Annotated in this window: 18 protein-coding genes; 10 read left to right on the top strand and 8 right to left on the bottom strand. The window is 59.6% G+C overall.

Annotated features, from left to right (window positions below):
* The first annotated feature begins 148 nt into the window (after nt 1-148).
* The 3 genes from lon to BM344_RS03565 all read left to right on the top strand — a co-directional run bounded on the left by lon (nt 149) and on the right by BM344_RS03565 (nt 5,081).
* Nucleotides 149-2,566, top strand: a complete 2,418-nt coding sequence (gene lon / locus BM344_RS03575; protein WP_091986133.1) for an endopeptidase La — start codon at nt 149-151, stop codon at nt 2,564-2,566.
* 238 nt (nt 2,567-2,804) lie between these two features.
* Nucleotides 2,805-3,077 carry an HU family DNA-binding protein gene (locus BM344_RS03570; RefSeq protein ID WP_008174603.1) on the top strand — a complete coding sequence of 91 codons (273 nt, stop codon included), beginning with the start codon at nt 2,805-2,807 and terminating at the stop codon, nt 3,075-3,077.
* Nucleotides 3,078-3,233: 156 nt separating this feature from the next.
* Nucleotides 3,234-5,081 (top strand): SurA N-terminal domain-containing protein, encoded by a 1,848-nt coding sequence (locus BM344_RS03565; RefSeq protein ID WP_091986131.1) that lies wholly within the window; start codon nt 3,234-3,236, stop codon nt 5,079-5,081.
* Nucleotides 5,082-5,130: 49 nt separating this feature from the next.
* On the opposite strand, the gene BM344_RS03560 is transcribed toward BM344_RS03565, so the two are convergent.
* The 4 genes from BM344_RS03560 to BM344_RS03545 all read right to left on the bottom strand — a co-directional run bounded on the left by BM344_RS03560 (nt 5,131) and on the right by BM344_RS03545 (nt 11,474).
* Nucleotides 5,131-5,559, bottom strand: coding sequence for a hypothetical protein (locus BM344_RS03560; protein WP_091986129.1), 429 nt, complete (start codon nt 5,557-5,559; stop codon nt 5,131-5,133).
* A 67-nt stretch (nt 5,560-5,626) separates the two neighbouring features.
* Nucleotides 5,627-8,782, bottom strand: a complete 3,156-nt coding sequence (pulA, locus tag BM344_RS03555) for a pullulanase-type alpha-1,6-glucosidase (RefSeq protein ID WP_091986127.1) — start codon at nt 8,780-8,782, stop codon at nt 5,627-5,629.
* A 218-nt stretch (nt 8,783-9,000) separates the two neighbouring features.
* On the bottom strand, nt 9,001-10,326 hold the full coding sequence (locus BM344_RS03550) for a carbohydrate porin (RefSeq protein WP_091990762.1): 1,326 nt from the start codon (nt 10,324-10,326) through the stop codon (nt 9,001-9,003).
* Nucleotides 10,327-10,601: 275 nt separating this feature from the next.
* Nucleotides 10,602-11,474 (bottom strand): MurR/RpiR family transcriptional regulator, encoded by an 873-nt coding sequence (locus BM344_RS03545; RefSeq protein ID WP_091986124.1) that lies wholly within the window; start codon nt 11,472-11,474, stop codon nt 10,602-10,604.
* Nucleotides 11,475-11,683: 209 nt separating this feature from the next.
* On the opposite strand from BM344_RS03545, the gene zwf reads away from it, so the two are divergent.
* Genes zwf through BM344_RS03530 form a run of 3 tightly spaced genes read left to right on the top strand, consistent with a single transcriptional unit; the run spans nt 11,684 to nt 14,543 of the window.
* Nucleotides 11,684-13,159: a glucose-6-phosphate dehydrogenase gene (gene zwf / locus BM344_RS03540; RefSeq protein WP_091986122.1), complete on the top strand. Its 1,476-nt coding sequence runs from the start codon at nt 11,684-11,686 to the stop codon at nt 13,157-13,159.
* On the top strand, nt 13,152-13,865 hold the full coding sequence (pgl, locus tag BM344_RS03535) for a 6-phosphogluconolactonase (protein ID WP_091990759.1): 714 nt from the start codon (nt 13,152-13,154) through the stop codon (nt 13,863-13,865). The genes zwf and pgl overlap by 8 nt, the downstream gene beginning before the upstream one ends.
* 30 nt (nt 13,866-13,895) lie before the next feature.
* A complete protein-coding gene (locus tag BM344_RS03530; RefSeq protein ID WP_091986120.1) occupies nt 13,896-14,543 on the top strand; it encodes a bifunctional 4-hydroxy-2-oxoglutarate aldolase/2-dehydro-3-deoxy-phosphogluconate aldolase in 648 nt (215 codons plus the stop codon).
* 535 nt (nt 14,544-15,078) lie between these two features.
* On the opposite strand, the gene pyk is transcribed toward BM344_RS03530, so the two are convergent.
* Together pyk and gap are read right to left on the bottom strand one after the other, a co-directional pair.
* Complete coding sequence (gene pyk / locus BM344_RS03525; protein WP_091986118.1) at nt 15,079-16,527, bottom strand: pyruvate kinase; 1,449 nt, start codon at nt 16,525-16,527, stop codon at nt 15,079-15,081.
* A gap of 29 nt (nt 16,528-16,556) precedes the next feature.
* The gene (gene gap, locus BM344_RS03520; RefSeq protein ID WP_091986116.1) at nt 16,557-17,561 is read right to left on the bottom strand and encodes a type I glyceraldehyde-3-phosphate dehydrogenase; all 1,005 of its coding nucleotides are present in this window, start codon (nt 17,559-17,561) and stop codon (nt 16,557-16,559) included.
* A gap of 169 nt (nt 17,562-17,730) precedes the next feature.
* On the opposite strand from gap, the gene edd reads away from it, so the two are divergent.
* Together edd and BM344_RS03510 are read left to right on the top strand one after the other, a co-directional pair.
* Nucleotides 17,731-19,551: a phosphogluconate dehydratase gene (edd, locus tag BM344_RS03515; RefSeq protein ID WP_091990756.1), complete on the top strand. Its 1,821-nt coding sequence runs from the start codon at nt 17,731-17,733 to the stop codon at nt 19,549-19,551.
* Nucleotides 19,548-20,513 carry a glucokinase gene (locus BM344_RS03510; RefSeq protein WP_091986114.1) on the top strand — a complete coding sequence of 322 codons (966 nt, stop codon included), beginning with the start codon at nt 19,548-19,550 and terminating at the stop codon, nt 20,511-20,513. Before edd ends, BM344_RS03510 begins: the two co-directional genes overlap by 4 nt.
* 7 nt (nt 20,514-20,520) lie before the next feature.
* Here the strand turns inward: BM344_RS03510 and BM344_RS03505 are convergent, their stop codons facing one another.
* On the bottom strand, nt 20,521-21,261 hold the full coding sequence (locus BM344_RS03505) for a nitroreductase family protein (protein ID WP_091986111.1): 741 nt from the start codon (nt 21,259-21,261) through the stop codon (nt 20,521-20,523).
* Nucleotides 21,262-21,353: 92 nt separating this feature from the next.
* Here BM344_RS03505 and BM344_RS03500 point away from each other — a divergent pair, with 92 nt between their 5' ends.
* Nucleotides 21,354-21,965: a uracil-DNA glycosylase family protein gene (locus BM344_RS03500; RefSeq protein ID WP_091986109.1), complete on the top strand. Its 612-nt coding sequence runs from the start codon at nt 21,354-21,356 to the stop codon at nt 21,963-21,965.
* Here BM344_RS03500 and BM344_RS03495 read toward each other — a convergent pair.
* Complete coding sequence (locus BM344_RS03495) at nt 21,962-23,713, bottom strand: ABC transporter substrate-binding protein (protein ID WP_139229623.1); 1,752 nt, start codon at nt 23,711-23,713, stop codon at nt 21,962-21,964. The two genes, BM344_RS03500 and BM344_RS03495, sit on opposite strands and share 4 nt — an antisense overlap.
* A gap of 343 nt (nt 23,714-24,056) precedes the next feature.
* On the opposite strand from BM344_RS03495, the gene BM344_RS03490 reads away from it, so the two are divergent.
* Nucleotides 24,057-25,184, top strand: a complete 1,128-nt coding sequence (locus BM344_RS03490) for a porin family protein (RefSeq protein ID WP_091986105.1) — start codon at nt 24,057-24,059, stop codon at nt 25,182-25,184.
* Nucleotides 25,185-25,335: the final 151 nt, after the last annotated feature.

The raw sequence follows: 25,335 nt of genomic DNA, 5'->3' as shown, positions 1-25,335 counted from the left end.
ACACAAAAAAAGGGGCGGCAACGCCCCTTTTTTGCTTTCCTGTATCCCGATATTCCCACCCTGTTTCGTTTGGTAAAAAGATTGCAATTTTTACGGGCGCCCCAATGAAGGGTGATATGCTGAAAGAAATACCGTCAGAGGACTCCCTATGACCCGGATATCCGAAAATACTGTGCAAGAATACCCGCTGCTTCCACTACGTGACGTGGTGGTGTTCCCGCACATGGTGGTCCCGCTGTTTGTGGGCCGTGAAAAATCCATCCAGGCGCTGGAAGCCGCGATGGAAGGAAGCAAAGAGATTCTTCTGGTAGCCCAGAAAGACGCTTCCACCGATGAGCCGGGCCCGAAGGATGTGTTTGGCATGGGAACGCTGGCAACGGTTCTGCAGATGCTCAGGCTGCCTGACGGCACGGTGAAGGTGCTGGTGGAGGGCAACGCCCGCGCCACAATCAGCGATATCACCGAGGGTGAATACCTGTCTGGAAGTGCCATGTTGATGGACGAGGAGGCTCTGCCGGATCGCGAGAAAGACGTCCTGGTGAAGACTTTGATGGACGAGTTCGAGAAGTACGTGAAGCTCTCCAAGAAGGTGCCCTCGGAAGTGTCCAATGCCCTGACCGGTATCGAAGAGCTGGAGCGATTGGCAGACACCATGGCCGCGCACCTGGAAATGCGCATTCCCGAGAAGCAGGAGTTGCTGGAGGCTCTGGATATCCGCAAGCGTGTGGATCTGTTGCTGGGCAAGCTGGACGGCGAGATCGACCTGATTGAGGTTGAGAAGCGCATTCGCGGTCGTGTGAAAAAGCAGATGGAGCGCAGCCAGCGGGAGTACTACCTGAACGAACAGATGAAGGCTATCCAGAAGGAAATGGGTAACCTGGGCGAAGGCAACAACGACTTCGAGGAGCTGGAACAGAAGCTCGAGGAAGCCGGGTTGCCGGAAGAGGCCCGCAAGAAAACCGAAACCGAACTGAACAAGCTCAAGATGATGTCGCCCATGTCGGCGGAGGCCACTGTGGTGCGCGGTTACATCGACTGGATGTTGGCGGTGCCGTGGAAAAAGCGCAGCCGCGTCCGTCATGACATCGAGAAGGCCCGTGAGATTCTCGACCGGGACCACTACGGTCTGGATGAGGTCAAGAAGCGGATCCTGGAGTACCTGGCGGTTCAGAGCCGAGTCAAGAAGGTGAAAGGGCCCGTTCTGTGCCTGGTAGGGCCTCCCGGTGTGGGTAAGACCTCCCTGGGGCAGTCCATTGCCCGGGCCACCAACCGGAAGTACACACGCATGGCCTTGGGCGGCGTGCGTGACGAAGCCGAGATCCGCGGTCATCGCAAAACCTACATCGGCGCACTGCCAGGTAAGCTCCTCCAGAAGCTGTCCAAGGTGGGTGTGAAGAACCCGCTGTTCCTGTTCGATGAAATCGACAAGATGGGCATGGATCACCGTGGCGACCCGGCTTCGGCTCTGCTCGAGGTGCTTGATCCGGAGCAGAACCACACCTTCAACGACCATTACCTGGAGGTTGATTACGACCTCTCTGACGTGATGTTTGTGTGCACATCCAACTCCATGAACATTCCACCGGCGCTGCTGGACCGGATGGAAATCATCCGCATCCCGGGTTATACCGAGGATGAGAAGGTTAACATCGCCCTGCGCTACCTGCTGCCCAAGCAGATCAAGGCCAACGGTCTGCGCAAGGACGAACTGGAGCTGCCCGAGGAGACCCTTAGGGACCTGATCCGCTACTACACTCGCGAGGCCGGCGTGCGCGGGCTTGAACGGGAAATTGCCAAGATCTGCCGGAAGGTGGTGCGGGATCATGTGGAAAGCGGGGACAAGGCCTCCGTGGTTCTGAAGCCCGAGATGCTGGAAGACTATTCCGGGGTCAAGAAGTTCAAGTATGGACTGGCCGAGGAAACCAACCAGATCGGCCAGGTGACCGGACTGGCCTGGACCCAGGTGGGCGGTGAGCTGCTGACCATCGAGACTGCACTCACCCCCGGCAAGGGCCGGGTGGTGAAAACCGGCTCCCTCGGTGATGTCATGCAGGAGTCGATCCAGACCGCCCTGACGGTGGTACGCAGCCGGGCCCCAGGGCTTGGCCTGTCCGACGATTTTCACGAGAAACATGACCTGCACGTGCACGTGCCCGAGGGGGCAACGCCCAAGGATGGTCCCAGTGCCGGCATTGGCATGTGCACGGCGCTGGTATCGGCACTCACCAAGATTCCGGTGCGGGCCGATGTGGCCATGACCGGTGAAATCACTCTGCGTGGTCGTGTCCTGGCCATCGGCGGGCTCAAGGAGAAGCTGCTGGCGGCGCACCGTGGAGGCATCAAGACGGTTCTGATTCCAGACGATAATGTCAGGGATCTCAAGGAGATACCCGAGAACATCAAGGAGTCTCTGGAGATCCGTCCGGTGAAATGGATCGACGAAGTGCTGGACATTGCGCTGGCCTATCCGCCGGAGCCGCGGACCGAAGAGTCGACCACTGAGGCCGGATCCGGTAAACCCCGCGACGACGAGGGTGATGCCTCGGAACGCATAAATACACATTAAAGACTTGATGAGTTGTTGACATGCCAGAGAGCCCGTTGGTATAACTGTTTCGCCGTGAAGCAGCCAATACCAAGGGCTCCCGCGCAGTTAGTGCCTATTCCGATCACCGGTATAAAGCCGCAAGGAATAAGAAAACTGAAGAATGGAATTCTCTGACCGCTTATGCGATAGTCGAGAACGTCCGAGAAAAAACAAACCAACCTATAACATCTTCAACCTGAAATCGAAGGGGTTTAGTGTGAACAAGTCCGAACTTATCGATGCAATTGCAGAGTCCGCAGATATCTCCAAAGCCGCCGCTGGCCGTGCTCTGGATGCCATGACCAACTCCATCACCGGTGCCCTCAAGAAAGGCGATCAGGTCACTCTGATCGGTTTCGGTACCTTCTCCGTTAAAGAGCGTGCCGCTCGTACCGGTCGCAACCCGCAGACTGGTGCCGAGATCAAGATTCCGGCCTCCAAAGTGCCTGGCTTCAAGGCAGGCAAGGCCCTGAAAGACGCCGTTAAGTAACGGTTCTTTCTCAGGTGGTTCCCCTTAACGGGGACCACCCAAGAAGAATTCAAGGCGCATTCCGAACAGGGTGCGCCTTTTTACGTTAGGCCCGTCCACGCCAGCGCGCTGAAACGAATTACACTGAACGACCTTGAACAGGGATTCGGGAGACACATGCTTCAAGACATTCGGGAAAATGCCCAGGGCACGATCGCCAAGATCATCATCGGCCTGCTCATCGTGTCGCTTTCCATCTGGGGAATGGACGCCATTGTTGGCGGTTTCTCCGGAGAGCCGGAAGTGGCCACGGTAAACGGAGAGGACATTACCGAGCGGGAATTCCTCCGGCTGGTCCAGATGGAGAGCCAGCGCCGGCTGTCCAGCATGGAAACCCCGGATCCATCGATGCTAAACGAGGATCAGATTCGTGCGGACGTTCTTGACTCCCTGATTCAGCAACAGGTGCTGATCCAGGACGCGAACGCCCAGGGCCTGGAGCTCAACGACGCGGATATCGATTCTCTGATTACCCAGATGCCCCAGTTCCAGGTAGACGGGCAGTTCAATCGCGACCGGTTTGTGGCTACCGTTCGCAACATGGGCATGGGCGTTGGTGAGTTCCGTGAAGCCATGCGCAAACAGTATGTGGTCAACCAGATACGAGCCGGGATTGCTCAGAGCGGTGTGGTTGCCGATCAGAATGCCCGGCAGTTGCTCCAGATCCAGAACCAGACCCGTACCTTCCGGGTATTGAGCATTCCTGCCACTATGGTGGCGGGCGGTGTTGCGGTGTCCGCCAACGAAGTTCAAACCTTCTATCAGGAGAACTCCGGGCTGTTCCAGCAGCCGGAGCGGGTCGATGCGGCCTATATCACCTTGTCACTGGGTGCCCTGGCAGAAACCATCGACATCACCGACGAGGAAATCCAGGCCTACTATGAGGAACGGGCGGCGGACCTCGCCAGTGAGGAGCGACGCGCGTCCCACATTCTGATTGAAGAAGGGAGCGACGCGGACGAAACCATGGCGACCATTCAGGAGCGCCTGGCAGCTGGCGAGTCCTTCGAAGATCTGGCCCGTGAATACTCAATTGATACTGTATCCGCAGAGGACGGCGGCGATCTTGGCTATGCCGGACGCGGCATCTACGATGAGGCCTTTGAAGAGGCCCTGTTCTCCCTGGAAGAGGGTGAGATCTCCGAGCCGGTACGCAGCTCGTTCGGTGTCCATCTGATCCGTCTGGACGATGTGAGGCAGTCAGAGGTGCCGTCACTGGCGGAAATGGAAGACCAGCTGCGTCGCGAGCTGGCCCGCGACCGAGCCCAGGAGAGGTTTGCCGAGATTCGTTCACAACTTGCCGATTCGGCGTATGCCGCCGATGATCTGGCTGGTCCCGCTGAGGAGCTTGGTCTGGAGGTACGTGAGGCCACCGGGATTACCCGTGATGGCGGCCAGGCACCCTTTGATCATGCCGGGCTGGTGCGCCAGCTGTTCTCCGAAGACGTCCTCGAAGCCGGCTACAACACCGAGCTGATTGACGTGGGAGACAATGTGTCGGTTGTGGCGAGGGTGCGAGAGTACCACCCGGCGGAGCAGCTGCCCCTGGAGGAGGTTCGCGAGGATATCCGGGCCACGCTGACCGCCCGCAAGACCCGGGAGGCTTTGGCCGACCGGGCGGATGCTCTGATCGCTGATCTCGAGGCCGACGGACAGCTTGAAGGCGAGGGAGAGTGGACCCGCTACGAAGCACTGTCACGTAACGCGTCGGACGTGGGTCCGGCGGTTATGCAGCAGGTCTTTTCGATGGCGCGTCCCGAGCAGGGTGATACCGCCTACGCCAAGGCCGTTTCTGATAATGCGGCGTCGGTTATTGCGCTCGAGCAGGTAACTGACGGCGAGGTTGCCGAGGACAGCACCGAACTTGAGCAGTTGCAACAGTTCCTGGCGTCTCTCGAAGGCCAGCGGGAATACGCGGCCTATCAACAGTACCTCAGGAACCGCGCGGAGATCGAGCGGCCCTGAGCTGAGTGAGAGGTTGTTAAAAGCCCGGTGCGATTGCCCGGGCTTTTTGTTATTGGGCTTTCTTGATGTACACCTGCGGTATTTCTCCTCGCGTATCAAAATAGAAGCCGTACACCGCCGTTTCTGGTGGCGTGAAGCGGAAGTTTTCGAACACCGCCGAACAGTTGGCGTTCACCGGTTTGTCCAACTCCACCACCTCGTCCTCTTTTTCGGAAAGATAGCCGCAGTTGGTGCCGCTGCTCCAGTTGGCGTCGCCGAACTTGAATTCGTAAGGCTGGCCGTCTGCCTTGAGCTCAACTTCCGTGCGGTAAAGGCCCGCATCCACTTTCTTCACCTTGTATTCCGGCAAGGCATCCCACCAGGCGAACTGACCCCTGAGGTAAAGGGATTCACTGTAGTCCCGCGCTCCCCCGGTGGAGGCGCAACCGGTGATGGCCAATGCCGAAGCCAGGGCGAGCGTGCTGAGTTTCATGTTCATGGTGTTCTCCTTCATTGTTGTTAAAGCCACCGGTATCGCCGGTGGCGGGTTGTTAAGGTTTCTCCGGTCACCTGGCGAAGACCGCCACAGACAGCGCAGGGACAGTGAAGTCGCCCCCCGAGACGTTTGCGGTGTCACCCGGGGAAGTGTCGGCGGCAACCAGAAACGGGCCAGACAGTGACGTGCTGAGCGTCTGTTCGATGCTACTGGCGTTTATGACCACGACCAGCTCGTCATTGGCCGCATCCAGTTGTGCAAGGCCGCCGGAGCCATCGTCGAGCAGGCTGAACGCAATCACACCCGGGATCTGGCCGGAGCCCGTGTTCAGGAAGGTGAGGCGGTCCTGGACGTCCTGCGCTGTCTGCAGTCGGAAGAGGGCACTGTCACGGCGAACGCTCAGGAGTTCCTGGATCTGGGTATTGGTGTAGGCAATGGCCGAGGGTGTCGGATCGGCGTTGGCACCGGCCGACTGAACCACTTCAGTGATCAGATCCCAGTTGGCGCCATCCTTGTCCTGACGGGGCAGACCACGGTTCCATGCAGAGCCCTGATAGCTGAAGTCCACTTCGTTGTACCAGTCGCCGGAGTCGTAGCTGTCACGTTCCATGGATTTCGAACGCAGCAGTTCCGAGCCCATGTGCAGGAAGGGGATGCCCTGGCTCAGGATCGGTACCGCCAGGCTGACCACGTGCATCTGTGCCCTCTGCTGGGTGGTCGCCGCGTAGTCGGCCTTGTATTGGTTGTTGTCCCACAGGGTCTGGTTGTCGTGCTTGGAAACGTAGTTGATGATTTCCTGGGGATCGGCGGTATAGCCGGCGTTCTGTCCGTTGTAGTCAACCTGGGCGCCGGTGGTCAGCTCATCGTTGGCGGCCTCGAAACTGTAGTCCTTGAGGCTTCCGGCAATGCCGACGCGGATCCAGTCGCTGACCTGCAACAGGCGGGCTTTCTCCTCGGCACTGCCGCTGTTCCGGTCATTGGGGAGGGTGAACAGGCCGTTGCCGAATCCCTGATTGGCGCGGATGGCATCGCCCCCATCGAAGGGCCCGCCGCCGCGGACAGCGTCCCGCAGTCGATCATTGAACGAGCCAATGCCAGTGCCGGCCATGTTGGCCTGGATCGCGTTTACACCCCGTGCGTTGTTGGCCACCTCGCCGAAGTTCCAGGCCTCGCCGTAGAAGTAGGTGTCCGGATCGACCGCCTGCACTGCGGTCAGTGCCCTGTCCAGGTTGGCCAGCATGTGATGCCCCATGAGGTCGAAGCGGAAACCTGAGATCTTGTATTGGTCGGCCCAGGTGACCAGTGAGTCCACCATGAGCTTGTCCATCATGGCGTGCTCACTGGCGGTGTTTTCGCAGCAGGTAGACTGTTCCACCGCGCCGGTTTCCGGATTCTGTCGGTGGTAGTAGCCCGGCACGAGCTTGTCGAGTACCGAGTTGGCGGCCAGGCCGGACGCATTGGTGTGGTTGTAAACCACGTCCATCACCACATTCAGGCCCAGGTTGGTGGCCGCCTGCACCATCTCCCGGAACTCCAGAATCCGTTGCCCACCGTTGGCATCGGAGGCATAGCTACCCTCAGGTACCGTGTAGTGGACCGGATCGTAACCCCAGTTGAAGCTGTCCAGGCCCCGGAACGTGTTGTAGAGCGCCTGGGCATTACCCGTGAGCGGATCGAAGCCCGCCAGGACCTGACGGATCGACTGGCCGCTGGAGCAGAAGGAGGCGTAGGATACGGCTGCCTCATCGGAGAGGTCGCACAGGCGACTGAAGGGATCGTCGATGTCGACGACCTCCGCCGGGTCCTCATTGATGGTGGCGATATCGAAGGCCGGCAGAAGATGCAGGTGGGTCACACCGGCGTCAGCCAGGGATTTCAGGTGTGCTACGCCATCCACGCTGCCGTCTGCCGGCGCCGTAAAGGCGAGGTACTTGCCACGCACGGCTGGGTCCTGGGTTTCATCCGTCGCGCTGAAGTCCCGGATATGGGCCTCGTAGACCACGACGTCCTCGGGCGCGTCAACCGCGGGAGGGGTCATTGAATCCCAGCCGGCCGGCTTGTAATCCGACGCCAGGTCCACGACCTGGGCATACTGGCCGTTGGTGGATAAGCTCAGGGCGTAGGGATCGGACACGAGGGTGGTCTCAATGGCGTCGGTTCGGGGGTGGTAAACCGTCACCTCGTACTGGTAGAACTGCCGGTCGAGCTCGCTGAGGCTGCCCCTGTGGCGCCACACACCGTCGGTTTCGGTCATGGCCACCGGATAGCCGGACAGCAGATGGCCGGAGCCGTCGAAGGCGTGCAGTTTGAGACTCTGGGCTGTCGGTGCCCAGACGGCAAAATCCACGTTGGCGCCATTGATGACGGCACCGAGATCACCACTATAGGCGTACAGATCGTCCAGTACGCCGGGTACCTGAACGCGGGTGGCCAGAACCAGCTCGTCGCTGCTGTTGTAACCGGCCACGACCAGCTGCCCCTTGAGAGCGCTGCGGATCTGGCTGGTGTCCGCCTGCACCTCGAAGGCTGGCCAGCCGCTGAGGTGGGGGAATTTTTCAGCAAGCCCGGAAGCCAGGGTGGTGGCCGACAGGGCAATGGCGTCGCCGCCCTCAAGGGTTTCGTCCGGGCCGACAGCGATGCCGGCACCGGCGTCGTGGCGAAGTTCGAGGCGGGCGAGACTGCCGGCATCCTTGACCACCAACGTGGTTTCGTCCAGCCAGTGGGCCGAAGCGCCGGCAATGGTCACGGCCTCGGCCTCGATCGGAGTCTGCGACAGTTGCTGGCTGCCGCTGAGCGTGAAGATGCGGTTGCCGAGGGCACCAAAATGCCACCGATGGTCCTGGCCGCCAAGATCTTTCTCGTCACCCTTGTGCATAATGAAGTTCAGGCATTCGCCGGCTTCGCGCATGGGAATCAGGTAGTAGGCACCGTACGTGTCGCTGATGCCGTCCGGCAATCTCGGAGTGTTCCACTCCGTGGCAACGCCTTCGGCGAGCCCGTCGCAGCCATCAGCCGGGTTGTTCCACAGATGCAGGCCCCAACCGCTGTAGTTTTCGTCGGTCCGCTTGTAGTAGAGCAGGGCCTCGTTCTCACCGGGCTCCAGCAGCGGGTCCGCCTGGTCACCGCCTCCGCCGGTTGTCGGGTCATCGCTTCCGGAGTTGCAGGCAGTCAGCGCGAGCGACAACGCAAGCACAAGGCCGCCTGCAACCAGTCTTTGTTCAGGCATGGGAAATCCCCTTTTCCATTGTTTTTGTTTGGCTTTGAACCCTTTCGGGCAAATTCATGGTTGCGCGATGGGGTCGCAAGGACATCCTTCGGAAGGGAATTTTTCGGGGCGTAGATACGGTTGTGCCGGGGGAGTAGGAAGGGCACAGACAAGGAAAAAAAGGGGCCGGCATAAAGCCGGCCCAGGAGGTCCAACGAGAGTGTGTGGCGTTTAGAGCCTTACCACCAGGCTTCGATCTGGGCGCCGATCTGGATATCGCCGTCGATACCTTCACCGCCGCGAGCCGATTCGGCTTCATCGCCAAAGAAGGATGCGGCGTAAAGACGGATCACCGGGCGAGCCCAGTATCCGGGGCCAGCCTGCCACTGTTGGGCAATCGCAAACTTGCCAAGGTCTTGTGATTCCGTGAACCAGGGGCGGTCTGTGTCGCTGTAACCGACTTCAATAGCGGTACTCATGACCGGTGACCAGTTGTAGATTGGACGCGCCACAATGCTCAGGCGCTCACCGTCTTTTGCAGATGGATCGTGGGATTCGGCCTGCTCGTAAACGACCGAATGTCCGAGATCCCAGCCCTTACCCAGCTTGATTACGCCGTGGTTGAGTATGCGCCAGCTGGATTCGAAATAACCGGCCACGTTGCCATTGTCCACGCGACCGCCGCTGGCGTTTTCTGCCAGTGCAAAGCCCATGGAGTCAGCGCCGTATTGAATGGCGAACTTGTTGAAGCCGCCCATGACGCCAGAGGAGAGCTCGGCGGTGAAGAAATAGCCGTTTTCATCCTCAATTCCGGCCGCTTCCTGAGCGTCGGTCAGATCGGCCATGGCGTAGATGCCGATCAGCTCAAGGTTGTTCCCGCCAGCCAGAGGGAAGGAATAACGAACATCCACCTTGTTGTTCTGGACGAGATCTTCACCGTCACTGGTGTCGGAGTTGGTGAAGGCCAGGGACAGCTGGCCGGAACCTGCTGTGATGTTCTCGATACCGGCACCATAACCGGCATTGCTGACGTAGAAGAGGTCGAGCTGATGAATGTCTTTACGCTTGTAGAAGCGCTTACCGGCCCAGAGGGTAGCGCCAGGCAGTGATTCGATCACGTTGTTGGCGGAAACATACAGCTGGCGAAGTGCGATATCGCCGCCGCCGTAGGGGTCGGATCGATTAGCGGTGGTTTCCTGGTTGGCGAAGTCGACATTGTTGATGTTGTTGAAGCCGTTCAGGGCCTGGTAGTCATTGCCCTGGCGGTTTGCGCTATAGGCGAGCATGGAGTCGAAACGGAAGGTCTTGCCGTCCTGGCTGAAAAGCTCATCGCCAAGCGCCAATTCCGAGTAGGTATCACACTCATCCGCAAGCCGTCCGACGTAATGGCCGGTGGAGCCGCTGCCGAAACAGGTCTGTTCACCACCGCTGCCGATGTTCGTGGAAACCCCGGCCCGGGCATAGCCATGGAAATCAACGGCAACGGCCGGAGTGGCCAACGCTGCAGCGGTGATGGCGGCGGCCAGGGGAAGTTTGTTCAGCGTAAAGCGCTTTTTGTTTTGCATCATCTGTGTCCTGTGCTTTTTGTGATTTTTAATGCCAGGGAAGCGGAATCTCCGGCTGCCAAAAAGGGTTCAGCATCGGCCGGATCAGGCTTCCGGTTCCCGCGATAGCAGCTTCTGCCAATCAGACATTGGGAAACCGGATTTCATAGTGTTGTAACGTAGGGGTTAGTACATCATCCGCCCCAATAAATTTTGGGGGTGAGTTTTCAGGGGGAGGAGGGGCGTAGGAGGATGAGCCCCTCTGTTAGTCACTTTGCTATCTTTTCCGGAAAGGTTCAGTTGGGCGGAAAACGGGTTGGCTTCAGGCTTTCCTTGATCTTCTTGAGATGCCCGAGGAAATCCGCGCCACGCTTCAGAGTCACGCCGGTCGCCAGAATGTCGATGACGGTCAGATGAATGATCCGCGACGACATGGGCATGTAGACCTCAGTGTCCTCTGGCGCGGTAACGCCGAGCACGACGGTACAGATCTCCGCCAGGGGCGAGTCCGGGTTGGTAATGCCGATGACCGTCGCGCCATTGGCGCGGGCAAGCTGGGCAATGTCGACGGTTTCGCGCGTACGCCCGGTGTAGGAGATAAGCACGATAACGTCGCCAACGTTCGAGCCTGCTGCCACCATCCGCTGCATCAGCGCGTCGTCGTAGGACATGACCGGGATGTTGAAGCGGAAGAACTTGTGCTGGGCATCGAGGGCCACGGAGGCCGAGCCGCCCATGCCAAAGAAGTTGATCTGCTTGGCCTGGATCAGATAATCGATGGCCGTCGCCAGTGCCTTCGGGTCCAGGGCCTGGCGCGCCTTGTCCAGGCTGGCAATGGTACTGAGCATGATCTTGTCGGCGAATTCGGCAACGGTGTCGTCCGGTTCGACGTTCTGGCCGATGTAGGGAGTGCCGGTGGCTATGCTCTGGGCGAGCCGAATCTTGAAGTCCGGGAAGCCGGTCGCCGAAAAACCACGGCAAAACCGGTTCACGGTGGGCTCACTGACGTCTGCGGCCCGGGCCAGGGCGGCTATGCTGTAACGTGTGGCCGCACTGGGGTCCCGAAGAATCGCCTCGGCCACTTTCCGCTCGGATTTGTTGAGGCTGTCCAGCCGGGACTGAATGTCCTCGAGCAGGTTGTCGTCACGGTGCGCCTGGTTCGCGGCCATTAATGCTACTCCCTGAATCATGGGCGGTCTTTGTTGTAAAAACGCGCTGATTATACCGCTTTTTTACCGGTTTTGGGGTAGTAAAAATATCATTAATGTGAGTTTTTTCTTGGAATATTGATTTTTGAATGTCATTATTTGTTTAAAATTACTACATTAGTCCGGCCCTCATCCCATTCGAGGGCTTGCCCACCAGAGAGAAGGAACCAATGGTCAACAAGATCAATACCCGTTGTGACCTGATGCTTTTCGGCGCCCTGGGTGATCTGGCCCAGCGTAAACTGTTTCCGGCCCTGTATCAGCTTGAGCGTGCCAACCTGCTGGCGGATGGCAGTCGAGTACTGGCCATCGCCCGTACCGAAAATGATACCGCCGGTGTTCGAAAACAACTCCTTGAGAAACTGAAACAGTATGTGAAGCCCGAGGAGTTCGATCAGAAGGTGGCGGACGCCTTTCTGTCCAGGGTCGATTACCAGATCCTCGACTTCAATGATCCGGACAAGTTCGGTGTGCTGAATGAGTGGCGGGACGACGCCAATAACGAACTGATTGTGTACATGGCCACGCCCCCGTCCATGTACGGCGTGATCGCCCGTAACCTGCGAGCGGCCAGTTGTTGTACCGAGCAGACCCGGGTGGTGGTGGAAAAGCCCATCGGCCACGATCTCGAGTCCTCGAAAGTAATCAATGATGAGCTGGGCGAGGTCTATAACGAGAACCAGCTGTTCCGCATCGACCACTACCTGGGTAAGGAAACCGTCCAGAACCTGATTGCCCTGCGCTTTGCCAACAACCTGTTCGCGTCACAGTGGGACCAGAACCACATTTCCCACGTGGAGATCACGGTGGCCGAGAGCGTTGGTATCGAGGGCCGATGGGGCTATTTTGACAAAGCCGGCCAGATTCGCGACATGATCCAGAACCACCTGTTGCAGCTGTTGTGCCTGATTGCCATGGATCCGCCATCGGACCTGTCCGCCGACAGCATCCGGGATGAGAAAGTGAAGGTGCTCAAGGCCCTGAAGCGGATTACGCCGGACATGATGGACAGCTACGTGGTGCGTGGCCAGTACACCGCCGGTACCAGCAACGGCAAGCCGGTGCCCGGATATCTGGAAGAAGAGGGCGCCAACAAGGGCAGTGCCACTGAAACCTTTGTGGCCCTGAAGGCCGAAATCGACAACTGGCGCTGGTCCGGGGTCCCGTTCTACATCCGCACCGGCAAGCGCCTGCCCGAGAAGCTGTCGCAGATCATCATTCACTTCAAGCCGGCACCCCATTACATCTTTGATCCGGACCAGAAGCACCTGGCCAACAACAAGCTGATCATCCGCCTGCAGCCGGATGAAGGCATGGCCCTGAAAATCCTGACCAAGGACCAGGGCCTGGACAAGGGCATGCGCCTGCGCCAGGGCCCGCTGGAGCTGACTTTCTCGGAGACGTTTGCCACCGACCGCATACCTGACGCCTACGAGCGTCTGTTGTGGGAGGTGATGAAAGGTAACCAGTACCTGTTTGTGCGCCGGGATGAAGTGGAGTACGCCTGGCGCTGGGTTGACCAGGTAATCCAGAACTGGAAAGACGGCGGCGAGCCACCCAAGCGTTACGCCGCTGGCACCTGGGGGCCGGTTGCCTCTATCGCCATGATTACCCGGGATGGAAGGAGTTGGTATGAAGATGTCTGATCTGCGCCTGCCTGAAGGCGTCGTCGACCGCTCCGGCTCGACTGCCAATGACGTCGCCCTGGCCTTGGCTGACGCGGTTGCCGGCGTTCTCGAAGCCCGCCTGAGGGAGGCGCCAAGGGCCAGCCTGGTGGTGTCCGGGGGCTCGACTCCATTGCCGTTCTTTCAGGCCCTGTCAGGCAAGGCACTGGACTGGAGTCGGGTGGACGTGCTGCTGGCGGACGAGCGCTGGGTGACCGAAGACAGTGACGCCAGCAATACCCGCCTGGTCCGGGAAAATCTGTTGCAGAACAATGCCGCCAGTGCTCGATTTCTTTCCCTCAAGCAGCCGGGGGCAACGCCGGCGGCTGGACTGGAGCGGGTTAGGGCAGAGCTCGCCGACCTCGGGCTGCCCATCGATGTGCTGATCCTGGGCATGGGCAATGACGGCCACACGGCCTCGCTGTTCCCGGACGCGCCGGAGCTTGAGGCTGCCATGGATCCCCAATGCCAGGACATCGTCGCTGCCACCACGCCAGCATCTCAGCCCCAGAAGCGAATCACCCTTACCTGGCCACCGCTGCGTGATGCCCGCTTCACCGCCTTGCATCTGAAAGGTGAGGACAAACTGCATACCCTGGAAAAGGCACTTTCCGATCCGGACCAGGTTCTTGAGATGCCCATCCGCGCGTTCCTCAAGCCCGGCCTGCAGGTATTCTGGAGCCCCTGAATTCGCCCGACTTTTGCTACGGAGAAAACCATGAACCAGTTATCCGACTTCCATCGCGAGCGCGTCAGGGCAGTACTAAATGCTTCCCCCCTGGTGCCTGTCATCGCTATTCATGATCTTGAAGACGCCGTGCCCCTGTGTCGCGCCCTGGTGGATGGCGGCATCAACGTTCTGGAAATCACCCTGCGCACCGAACACGGCTTAAAGGCCATCGAAAAGGTTCGCGAAGCCATCCCCGACGCCTGGGTAGGTGCCGGTACGGTTACCAGCATTGCCCAGTACCGCCAGGTGGAAGCGGCCGGAGCCCAGTTCGTGATCACCCCGGGCGTCACCGAGTCTATCCTGCAGTTCGGCGTGACCTCCGAGGCGCCGCTGCTGCCGGGCATTGCCACCATTTCCGAGATGATGGTGGGCTACAACCTGGGCTACCGCGAATTCAAGTTCTTCCCGGCCGAAGTCGCCGGCGGCATCCCGGCCCTGAAGGCCTTCAACGGCCCCTTCCCGGACGTCACCTTCTGCCCAACCGGCGGCATCCGCCGCAATACCGCGGCAGACTACCTGGCCTTGAGCAATGTCCAGGCCGTCGGCGGCACTTGGCTGACGCCACCTGAGGTGGTAGCCGCCAAGGACTGGGCCCAGATTACCGAGATTGCCCGCGGCAGTCTTGCTGATCTCTGACCCTGGTTGATCGACCGTGTAGCCTGATTCTTGGGAGCTTTCGCCCTTTGGGGCACGGCTTCCGGGAAACGCTACGAGCACATCCCTGTGCGCTTGGCGCTGGCCATCCATGGCCAGCGACATTCCCGGAAGCCGTGCCCCAAAGGGCTTCTTAAATCTCACGATATATCAAGTGGCGTTTTGGATGTTCTGGCGCTGCCGGGTGATCCCACTGTCAGCCAAGCGGGTGAGCAGAGGGCTATTCTTCGGCATCGCAAATTCGGTTGTAGCGGGTCGACGAAACGCTTCTCGCTAATCTAAAGACATTCTTGGTATTCGAAAAACTGTCACGCCGAGCTAACTGAAAGCATGGAAGGAGGGAGTGGGGTATCCCTTTCCAAAAATGTCTGTGGCCAGGGATGGCCACAGCCAAGCGCACATGGATGTGCTCGTGGCGGTCTTTGGAAAGGGGAACCCCACTGCCGCCCGGCACAGACCTTCAGGCTACAAGGTCAAACACCAGACGACTGCGGGCTTTAGTAACAAACAAAAAGAGTCAGCGAATATCCGACCCAACGCGAACAATCTTCATGGTGTTGGTGCCACCCTGGGCATTCACATAATCGCCCTTGGTGATCACCACCAGATCGCCATCCTTCACCGCCCCACGACTCACCAGCTCCGAGACCGCCAGTGAGTTGGTCCGCTCATTGGGAATCTTGGCCGAATCGAACGGCACCGTCTGCACGCCCCGGAACAGGGCAACCCGGTGCTGTGTGGTGTGGTGCCGGGAGAAGGCGAAGATTGGAAGGCTGGATTTGATGCGGGACATCAGCCGAGGCGTCGCGCCGGTTTCGGTCATGCAGATGATGGCTGACACACCTTCCAGGTGGTTGGCCGCGTACATGGCCGACAGGGCGATGGCTTCGTCAACGGCTTCCATGCTTTCGTGGATGCGGTGCTTGGACTGGTGCATGGACGGATGTTTCTCCGCGCCCAGGCAGATGCGCACCATGGCCTCCACCGCCTCTTTCGGGTAATCGCCCACGGCGGTTTCAGCGGAGAGCATCACCGCGTCGGTGTAGTCCATCACAGCATTGGCTACGTCCGACACCTCGGCACGGGTGGGCATCGGGCTGGTGATCATGGATTCCATCATCTGGGTGGCGGTGATCACCGCGCGATTCAGCACCCGGGCACGGGAAATGATGTGTTTCTGAACGCCTACAAGCTCGGCGTCGCCGATTTCCACCGCCAGGTCGCCCCGAGCCACCATGACGGCATCCGAGGCTTCGATCACGGCGTCCAGGGCTGCCACGTCGTGGGCCAGTTCTGCGCGTTCGATCTTGGCCACCAGTCCGGCGTTGGAGCCGGCATCGCGCAGCAGGCGGCGGGCAATGTGCATATCCTCGGCAGTGCGCACAAACGAAACGGCAACATAGTCAGCGCCCAGCTTGGCGGCGGTAACGATGTCCTGCTTGTCCTTTTCGGTCAGCGCCTCGGCGGAAAGGCCGCCACCGCGCTTGTTCAGGCCCTTGTTGTTGGACAGGGGGCCGCCGATGAGCACGGTGGAGGTGATGCTGTGGTCGTCTACCGACTGCACTTCCATTTCGATGCGGCCGTCGTCCAGTACCAGGATGTCGCCGGGTTTGACGTCGTCAATCAACTGCTCGTAGTCGATGCCGACACGCTCTTCGGTGCCGGCTTCCTTATCCATGGCGGCATCCAGCACGAAGGTCTGGCCGGCATTGAGGGTGACCTTGTTCTCAGCAAAGCGAGCGATTCGCAGCTTCGGGCCCTGCAGATCGGCCAGCAGGGCAACAAAGCGGCCCTGGGCGGCCGCCGCTTCCCGTACCCGTTGGGCGCGGCCAATATGTTCCTCCGCGCTGCCATGGGAAAAATTCAGCCGGGTGACATCAACGCCCGCGCCGATGATGGCGGCGAGGGACTCTGGCGAGTCGGTGGCTGGGCCGAGGGTGGCGACAATTTTGGTACGCCTGAGCATGGTTGTTGTCCTTTGGTTCTTCAAAATGATCACTGACCGGCCTGGATCAGGGCGATGGCGTTGTCCAGCATGCGGTTCGAGAAGCCCCACTCATTGTCGTACCAGGCCATGACCTTTACGTGACGGCCCAGAACGCGGGTGTGATTGGCATCGAATACGCTTGAAAGTGCGTTGTGGTTGAAATCCACGCTGACCAGCTTTTCGATATTGTAGCCCAGAACCGGGTTGGCTTCGGCCGCCGCTTTCACCGCCTGGTTCACTTCCTCCACGGTGGTGTCGCGCTTGGCAATAAAACCGAAATCCACCAGGGACACATTGATGGTAGGTACCCGGACGGCCAGGCCATCAAGCTTGCCGTTGAGTTCCGGAATCACCTTGCCAATGGCAGCAGCAGCGCCGGTCTTGGTAGGGATCATCGACTGGGTGGCGGAGCGGGCGCGATAGAGGTCCGAATGGTAAACGTCGCTGAGCTTCTGGTCGTTGGTGTAGGAGTGGATGGTGGTCATCAGGCCGCTTTCGATGCCGATTGCGTTATGCAGCGCTTCAACCACCGGTGCCAGGCAGTTGGTGGTGCAGGAGGCGTTGGAAATGATCTGGTGGTCGGAGGTCAGGGTGTTGTGATTAACACCGTATACCACCATGGCATCGGCATCGGGGCTCGGTGCCGAAATGATGACTTTCCGGGCGCCGGCGGTCAGGTGCGCCGCGGCCTTGTCGCGCTTGGTGAACAGGCCGGTGCACTCGAACACCACGTCAACCTTGTGATCTTTCCAGGGCAGTTCCTCGGGGTTGCGCAGGGCGGTTATGGCAATGCGGTCACCGTTAACGGTCAGAGATTCAGCGTCGTGGCTGACGTCGGCATCAAATCGGCCGTGAACACTGTCATACTTGAGCAGGTGAGCGTTGGTTTCGGCATCGCCCAGGTCGTTGATGGCCACGACTTGAAGCTGGTTCCGGTAGTTATTTTCATATAACGCCCGGAGCACATTGCGGCCGATGCGGCCAAAACCGTTGATTGCGATACGGATAGTCATCGTTCGACTCCTCATTTGATTGTTTTTTGTTCGATCAATCTGTCTGATGTAGTAAATATAACAACAAAAAAAGAAGAAATGAACGAGTCAACGGTGGAAATACCAAAAAAAGGAAGTAAAATTACGTCTAAAAACGATCACTCTAATAATGTACGCAATGGAGCCCACCATGCACCCGACCGTCGACAAGGTTACCCAGCGAATCATCGAGCGTAGTCGCCCCACCCGGCAGGACTACCTCAACCGCATGAACGCCCTGAAAGCCCAGTCTCCCCATCGCAGCTCACTGTCCTGCGGCAACCTGGCCCATGGCTTTGCGGCCTGTAATCAGGGCGATAAAGACACCCTGAAGTTCATGAACAAGTCCAACGTGGCCATTGTGACCGCCTACAACGATATGCTTTCGGCCCATCAGCCCTATGAAAAGTTCCCGGACCAGATTCGCGAGGCAGCGCGGGGCATGGGGTCGGTGGCCCAGGTGGCGGGCGGTACGCCGGCCATGTGCGACGGCGTTACCCAGGGTCAGCCCGGCATGGAGCTATCGCTTTTCTCCCGGGACACCATCGCCATGAGTACCGCGGTTGCGCTCAGTCACAACATGTTCGATGCCACGCTGCTGCTCGGTATCTGTGACAAGATCGTGCCCGGACTACTGATTGGCTCCCTGAGCTTTGGCTATCTGCCCACGATCCTGGTACCGGCAGGGCCCATGCCATCGGGCCTGCCGAACAAGGAAAAGCAGCGGATTCGCCAGCTGTACGCCGAGGGCAAAGTGGGCAAGGAGGAGTTGCTCGAGGCCGAGAGCAAGTCCTACCACAGCCCGGGCACCTGCACCTTCTACGGCACCGCCAACAGCAACCAGCTGCTGGTCGAGGTCATGGGGCTGCACCTGCCAGGCGCCGCCTTCGTGAACCCGAATACACCGCTGCGTGACCAGCTCACCCGGGCGGCCACCGAGCAGGTCATCAAGCTCTCCAAGCCCCACGGCGGCGAGCTGGGTCTGGGCGACATGGTGGATGAGAAGAGCATTGTTAACGCCCTGGTGGCGCTGCTGGTGACCGGTGGGTCCACCAACCACACCATCCACTGGATCGCAATCGCCCGGGCGGCCGGCATCATTATCGACTGGAACGACTACGCCGAGCTGTCCTCGGTGGTGCCCTCGATGACTCGCATTTACCCCAACGGCCAGGAGGATGTGAATGCCTTCCACGAGGCCGGCGGCACACCGTTCCTGATCCGGGAGCTGCTCAATGGCGGCTTCCTGCATAACGATGTGAACACCGTGGCCGGTTACGGACTTGAGCGCTACACCGAAATGCCGGAGCTGGACGGGGACCGGTTGGTCTGGAAGCCGGCGCCCGAAAAAAGCCTGCGTCCGGATGTGTTGAGCACCGTTACCGAACCTTTCGCGCCCGACGGTGGGCTGCGCGTGCTTGACGGCAATCTGGGCCGAGGCGTGATCAAGGTCTCTGCCGTGGCACCGGAACACCGTACCGTCGAGGCGCCAGCGGTGGTGTTCAACGACCAGAACGAGCTCAAGGCCGCGTTTGAGTCCGGCGACCTGGACCGGGACTGCATCGTGATTGTGCGCTTTCAGGGGCCCAAGAGTAACGGCATGCCCGAGCTGCACAAGCTCACGCCCTATCTTGGCGTGTTGCAGGACCGTGGGTTCAAGGTCGGCCTGGTGACAGACGGCCGCATGTCCGGGGCGTCCGGCAAGGTGCCGGCGGCCATCCATGTGTATCCGGAAGCGCTCGATGGCGGCCCGCTTGCCCGGGTTCGCAACGGTGACCTGGTGCGCCTGGATGCCGGGTCCGGTGAATTGTCGGTGCAGGTGGATGAACAGGAATTTGCCAGCCGCGAGTCGGAAAAAGCCGATCTGAACGGGTATCATCACGGTTACGGTCGGGAGCTGTTCGGCTGGATGCGCCGTGCCGCCAGCAACCCCGAGGAAGGTGCCAGCTTTTTCTGGAATCACGACGCATGACCACAACTCATTACTCGCTGGTGGGCGACATCGGCGGTACCAACGCCCGGCTGGCCCTGGTAGAGCAGGGCAGCGTGCAGCCGCAGGCCATCGAGATTCTGCCCTGTGGCGATTACGACAATCTGGACGATGCGGTGCGGGATTATCTCGCCCGGGTGGGCGTATCCGAGGTGGGCGAGGCCTGCCTGGCGGTTGCCTCGCCGGTCCGCGGCACCCAGGTGCGCATGACCAACAACCACTGGCGATTCGATACTGAAGAGGTGCGCGCACAGTTCGGCTGGTCTGCGTTCAAGGTGATCAATGATTTCACCGCTATGGCTCTGGGCGTTCCCCACGTGTCTGACGCGCACCTGGTTCATGTCTGTGGTGGCCCGGGCGACGGCCAGCGGCCCAGACTGGTGATTGGTCCGGGCACGGGCCTGGGCGTTTCCGGGCTTGTTCCCATCAAGAATGGCTGGGTGCCCCTGATGACCGAAGGTGGCCACGTGGATTTTGCGCCCACCGACGACACCGAAATGGCCGTGCTGCGAATTCTCAAGGCCAGGTTCGGGCGGGTGTCCGTGGAGCGGATCCTGTGCGGCCAGGGCCTTTTGAACCTTTATCAGGCCCACGCGGAGATCCAGGGTGTGGCGGCGCCTCTGGATGCGCCCGAGAAGATCACCGCCGCGGCGGTCGCGAATACCGACTCGCTGGCTCGCCACACGCTCCGTCATTTCTGCGAGCTGCTCGGCCGGGTGGCCGGGAATGGCGTGCTGACCCTGGGTAGCACCGGCGGTGTTTACCTGTGCGGAGGCATTCTGCCCCGGTTCCTGGATTTCTTCCTGGAGAGTCCGTTCCAGAGCGGGTTCGAAGACAAGGGCAGAATGCGCCCGTTGCTGGAATTCACGCCGGTTTATGTGGTCACTGAGCCATACACGGGCCTGCTGGGGGCCGCCGAGGCGCTGGCCAACCCCGAAGTATGAGGGCCTGTTACAGGTAGTGCACCAGCTGGCGTTGATCGAACCGGTACTGGCGGTTGTAAACGCCATTTTCGGCACGACGACCGGCGGCGACCACCATGGTAACCAGGCCCTTGGCGGGCAATTTGATCAGTTTGCGTACCCGGCATTCGTCGAATCCCTCCATCGGGCAGGAATCGAAGCCGTGAGCCCGCAACGCCAGCATCAGATTCTGGGCCGCCAGCGCGGTTGACTTGGTAGCCCAGATTTTCATTTCGCAGTGTGAGTAGGGGCCCCGCGGCACTGGCCGAGTGAGTCCAACAGCCAGGCCGGCCGCCTTCTTGGCCAGACCCAGAACGCCCAGCGGGCCCTGGTTGTAATGAATCGGAGCTACCTTGCGGTAATACTTCTCGACGATAGGTGGCATGGTCTCTTCAGGCCAGTCCTTGAGCGCCTGGCGGGCGTGATCGCGCCAGGAATCGGGCCGCGCCACCACCACAATCAGCACAGCGGCGGATTTTGCGGCATTCTGGCCCAGGCAGGCGTGGGCCACCTTGGCCTTCAGCTCCGGCGTTTGCACCACATAGAACTCCCAGGGCTGGAGGTTGCTGGAGTTGGGCGCCAATGTCGCCAGCTCCAGGCAGTCCTCGAGCACCTGCTCGGGAATGGGGTCGTCGGTAAACCGGCGGATGGATCGGCGCGAACGGACGACTTTGCGGAATTCCTCAACGTCGATCTCCGGAAGGCTGGTCGGGCCGGCTTTTGCGTTCATGGTGCGTCCTCGGGTGCTTGTTACGAGAGAGAAGTGCTCCTATCGTTACGGGATTCGCGAGATGATGCAATCGCCGGGGAAGCCAATAACTGATGACTGATGAGCTTGCACACCTTAGCTTTGATCAACTGGTCCGCCGGGTGCGGGCCTGCACGATCTGCGCGGACTATCTGCCCCTGGGCCCCAGGCCGGTCATCCAGATGGCCGAAAGCGCCCGTATTCTCGTGGTAGGGCAGGCCCCGGGCCGACGCGTGCACGAAACCGGGCTGCCGTTCAACGACCCCAGCGGCGATCGGCTCCGACAATGGATGGGCGTTACCCGCGATACGTTTTATGACGAACAGAAGATGGCCATCCTGCCTATGGGTTTCTGTTATCCGGGGACCGGCAAATCCGGTGATCTGCCGCCCAGACCCGAGTGCGCCCCGGCCTGGCGGCAGGCGCTGCTGGATCGCTTACCCAACATTGCGCTGACCCTGGTCATCGGCCAGTACGCCCACGCCTGGCACCTGCCCGGACCGCGGCGATCGGTCACAGAGTCGGTTCGGCAGTGGCGGGATCACTGGCCCGCCGTGTTGCCCATGCCTCACCCCAGCCCAAGGAACAATCTCTGGTTACGACGTAATCCCTGGTTTGAGGCAGACGTAATCCCGGCACTGCAGGAGCGGGTGGCGCAATTACTGGAGCCGGGCGAGGACGATTAGCCCCCGGCCACTTCCCACTGCTTCAGCAGGTCCTCGTAGCGAATGGTGACGCCTTTGGGCTTTTCGTTGGCAAGCCTTGGCTTAGGGGCGCCAGGTTGAGCCAGCCACCACTCGGCTCCCCGCACGTCGGCTCCTTCCGCCATCTTCGGCCCACAGTCACCGGCCAGAAAGTTGCGCTCGATGACCGAGAGTGTGCGGTCCTGGGCGGCAGCCAGGTTGTCCAGCGCCTGCTGAGGGCTCACCTTGCCGGTTACGGCGTCTGCGATGTTGGGCCACCAGAGCTTGGCGAGGCGCGGGTAGTCCGGCACGTTAACCCCGGTTGGAGACCAGGCAAGCCGCGCCGGGCTGCGGTAAAACTCTACCAGCCCGCCCAGGGCCGGTGCCTTCTGCTGCATTTGTGGGGACTCCAGGTCGGACAGACGGATCGGAGTCAGTCCATACAGCGTTTTCTGCAGCGAGACCGTTCTTGCCACCGTGAACTGAGCATACAACCAGGCCGCTTTCTGGCGTTCTGCGCCCATGGCGCGGGGTATGGTCCAGGCACCCACGTCCTGGTAGCCCAGCTTCATGCCGTCCTCCCAGTAGGCCCCGCGCGGGGAGGGCGCCATGCGCCATTTTGGCGTGCCATCCTCGTTAACCACTGGCAGTCCCTCACGGGTCATATCGGAGGTAAACGCCGTGTACCAGAAGATCTGTTGTGCAACCTGACCTTGTGCCGGAACGGGACCGGCCTCGGAGAAAGTCATGTCGCGGGCTTCAGGTGGAGCAAATCGATCAAGCCAGTCAATGTATTTCTCGAGGGCGTAGACTGCGGCCGGGCTATTGGTGGCGCCACCGCGACTGACCGAAGACCCGACCGGATGGCAGCCCTCCATGCGAATGCCCCATTCGTCCACGGGAAGCCCGTTGGGAATGCCCTTGTCGCCAGCGCCGGCCATGGAGAACCAGGCATCGGTAAAACGCCAGCCAAGTGACGGGTCCCGTTTGCCGTAGTCCATGTGGCCGTAAACACGCTGGCCGTCGATTTCGCGCACGTGCACGCTGAAAAACTCTGCAATGTCCTCGTAGGCCGACCAGTTGACCGGCACGCCCAGCTCGTAGCCATAGCGCTCCCGGAACTGTGCTCGCAACTCGGGACGCTGGAACCAGTCGTATCGGAACCAGTACAGGTTGGCGAACTGCTGGTCTGGCAGCTGGTAGAGCTTACCGTCCGGGCCGGTCACAAAGTCCAGGCCAATAAAATCCTCAAGCGCGAGACTCGGCAGCGTAAACGCCTTGCCTTCGCCTTCCATGTAATCGCTCAGCGCGAGCGCCCAGCCGCTGCGGGCATGGGTCCCGATCATGTCGGAGTCATTCACGAACGCATCATAGCGACCCTTGGCCGCCATGATGCGCTGCAGGTTGATCTGCCGGATAACTTCACCCTCCGGCTTGCGGTCATGGGTAACGGCAATGCCGGTCAGTTGGGAGAAGGCCGGCGCCAGAACCTCTGCTTCGTAATTATGGGTTGGCAATTGTTCAGACAGGACCGAAATTTCCTGCCCCTGCAGGTCGCTGGCGGCATGGGCAAACCAGGCCAGTTCTTCGGCCTGTTCTTCGGGTGACAGGGTGGAGTCAGGGAAGTGATCGGTCACCAGTGAGCGAACGAGTGATTGCTTTTCCGGAGACAGTGCGTCAAACAGAGGGCCCGCCGACGCGGTGCGACCTGACAGGAGCGCCAGGATCACCAGCACAGTGAATGTTTTCATGATCGCCTCTTGTTTTTGTTGGTTTTCGTACAAAAACCGATCATAGAGCTCGTCAAAAGGTTCGTCAACGAAAAAAACTAATGATCAATTCAGTGTTATAAAATTCATTAAAAACAGATAGATAAATTGTCTCTCTTGGTTTTCGGAAATACTGAAATCCGACTAAACGAAAATTTTTTCGATCATAAACTTTTCATTTGGGGTGTTCGGAGTTAGATTTGTTCTGTTTCGAACTGATTAATCTTCGAACGAAAACGGAGGGCAGTTCGTTAACGACGCCGACCCTCGGCTCTGGTGCTGGCGGTCGGCGTGAGTCAAGCGCTAACAAAAACAGGAAGCTACCATGATCGAAAACAACAAAGTCCCAATGTCGTCCAACAACCGCTCTTTCCGAAAGGCGCCCCTGGCGGTCGCGCTGCTCTTGGCTGCAGGCGTTGCCACGCCGGCCATGGCCGAGGTTTCCCTCGAATCCGACAATGGTTGGAAGGTAGGCTTCAACGGCCATATTCCGATCTTTGCCGTGTTCGGAAACTATGATGAGCCTACCGACGAAGACTCCTTCACAATCACGACCGGCTTCAATCCGGCGACTCTTCAGACCAACATCTACGCACCGACCCAGAACGGTCTGCAGGTATCCGGTCACTTCCAGATGAACGCTGACATTGCCCCCGGAGACGCGGAGGCCAATTTCCGCAGCCGGGTGTCCGAAATTGCTGTTGCTGGTGATTTTGGTACGGTGAACATCGGTAAAGGCTTTGGTATCTATGGCGTGCCAGCCATTGGCGACAATGGCAGCGGACTGGGTGTGGGCCTGATTGGCGGACCGGACCAGGTTGCCGCCACAGCGGGTCGTATCGGCAACGGCTATTTCTACGCCAACTTCACCCCGCGGGTGATGTACACCTCCAACGATCTGGGTGGGCTGCAGTTCAAGGTCGGCCTGTTCAGCCCGTCGAAAGTGGACGGTGTGGCCGATGCGGAATACACGATGCCCCGGATTGAAGCCAATGTCGTTTACTCCGGCAGCAACTTCTCTCTGTGGTCGAGTGGCTTCACGCAGGACGTCGACTCCAAAACCGGTGCTTTTGAGGACTACACCATGTCTGGTGTCGACTTCGGCGGTTCGGTTTCGGTGGGTGATCTGACGGTTCGTGGTAACTACGGCATTACTCAGGGCACAGGTAACTATGTCTATGCTGCGCGCCTCGATCCAAACGAGGAAGACGCCAGCCAGTGGTACGTTGAGACCACCTACAAGATCAACCGCACTACCCTGGGTGTGAGCTACGGCGAGGGTGAAGACGACTTCGTTGCCGGTGATGGCGACGACACCGATCTGACCATGCTGTTTGCCCGGTATGCGGCAACGGACAACCTGACGCTGATGGCCGAGTACACCACGCTGGGTACCGGCAACGGAGAAGGTGAGTACGACGCAATCATCTTTGGTTCGCAGCTGACGTTCTGATTGTGATGATCTGGGGCTAGCGCCCTGGAAACTCGAAGCCAAAAAGGTTGAGGTTAATGCCTCAACCTTTTTTTTTGAGATTCCGAGAATGTCTGGGAAGGCAGGCGGAGGCCCCTCCTAAAACCGTGCGGAGCCATGGATGGCGGAGCCG

Source organism: Marinobacter gudaonensis (assembly GCF_900115175.1).
Classification (GTDB): Bacteria; Pseudomonadota; Gammaproteobacteria; order Pseudomonadales; family Oleiphilaceae; genus Marinobacter; species Marinobacter gudaonensis.
Note: the sequence above shows the minus strand (reverse complement) of the source record. Positions and strands in the feature narration are given on the sequence as shown.

Coding starts and splice junctions, on each gene's coding strand:
- lon (WP_091986133.1), top strand. CDS start 149: ATGACCCGGATATCCGAAAATACTGTGCAAGAATACCCGCTGCTTCCA.
- BM344_RS03565 (WP_091986131.1), top strand. CDS start 3,234: ATGCTTCAAGACATTCGGGAAAATGCCCAGGGCACGATCGCCAAGATC.
- BM344_RS03560 (WP_091986129.1), bottom strand. CDS start 5,559: ATGAACATGAAACTCAGCACGCTCGCCCTGGCTTCGGCATTGGCCATC.
- pulA (WP_091986127.1), bottom strand. CDS start 8,782: ATGCCTGAACAAAGACTGGTTGCAGGCGGCCTTGTGCTTGCGTTGTCG.
- BM344_RS03550 (WP_091990762.1), bottom strand. CDS start 10,326: ATGCAAAACAAAAAGCGCTTTACGCTGAACAAACTTCCCCTGGCCGCC.
- BM344_RS03545 (WP_091986124.1), bottom strand. CDS start 11,474: ATGGCCGCGAACCAGGCGCACCGTGACGACAACCTGCTCGAGGACATT.
- zwf (WP_091986122.1), top strand. CDS start 11,684: ATGGTCAACAAGATCAATACCCGTTGTGACCTGATGCTTTTCGGCGCC.
- pgl (WP_091990759.1), top strand. CDS start 13,152: ATGTCTGATCTGCGCCTGCCTGAAGGCGTCGTCGACCGCTCCGGCTCG.
- BM344_RS03530 (WP_091986120.1), top strand. CDS start 13,896: ATGAACCAGTTATCCGACTTCCATCGCGAGCGCGTCAGGGCAGTACTA.
- pyk (WP_091986118.1), bottom strand. CDS start 16,527: ATGCTCAGGCGTACCAAAATTGTCGCCACCCTCGGCCCAGCCACCGAC.
- gap (WP_091986116.1), bottom strand. CDS start 17,561: ATGACTATCCGTATCGCAATCAACGGTTTTGGCCGCATCGGCCGCAAT.
- edd (WP_091990756.1), top strand. CDS start 17,731: ATGCACCCGACCGTCGACAAGGTTACCCAGCGAATCATCGAGCGTAGT.
- BM344_RS03510 (WP_091986114.1), top strand. CDS start 19,548: ATGACCACAACTCATTACTCGCTGGTGGGCGACATCGGCGGTACCAAC.
- BM344_RS03505 (WP_091986111.1), bottom strand. CDS start 21,261: ATGAACGCAAAAGCCGGCCCGACCAGCCTTCCGGAGATCGACGTTGAG.
- BM344_RS03500 (WP_091986109.1), top strand. CDS start 21,354: ATGACTGATGAGCTTGCACACCTTAGCTTTGATCAACTGGTCCGCCGG.
- BM344_RS03495 (WP_139229623.1), bottom strand. CDS start 23,713: ATGAAAACATTCACTGTGCTGGTGATCCTGGCGCTCCTGTCAGGTCGC.
- BM344_RS03490 (WP_091986105.1), top strand. CDS start 24,057: ATGATCGAAAACAACAAAGTCCCAATGTCGTCCAACAACCGCTCTTTC.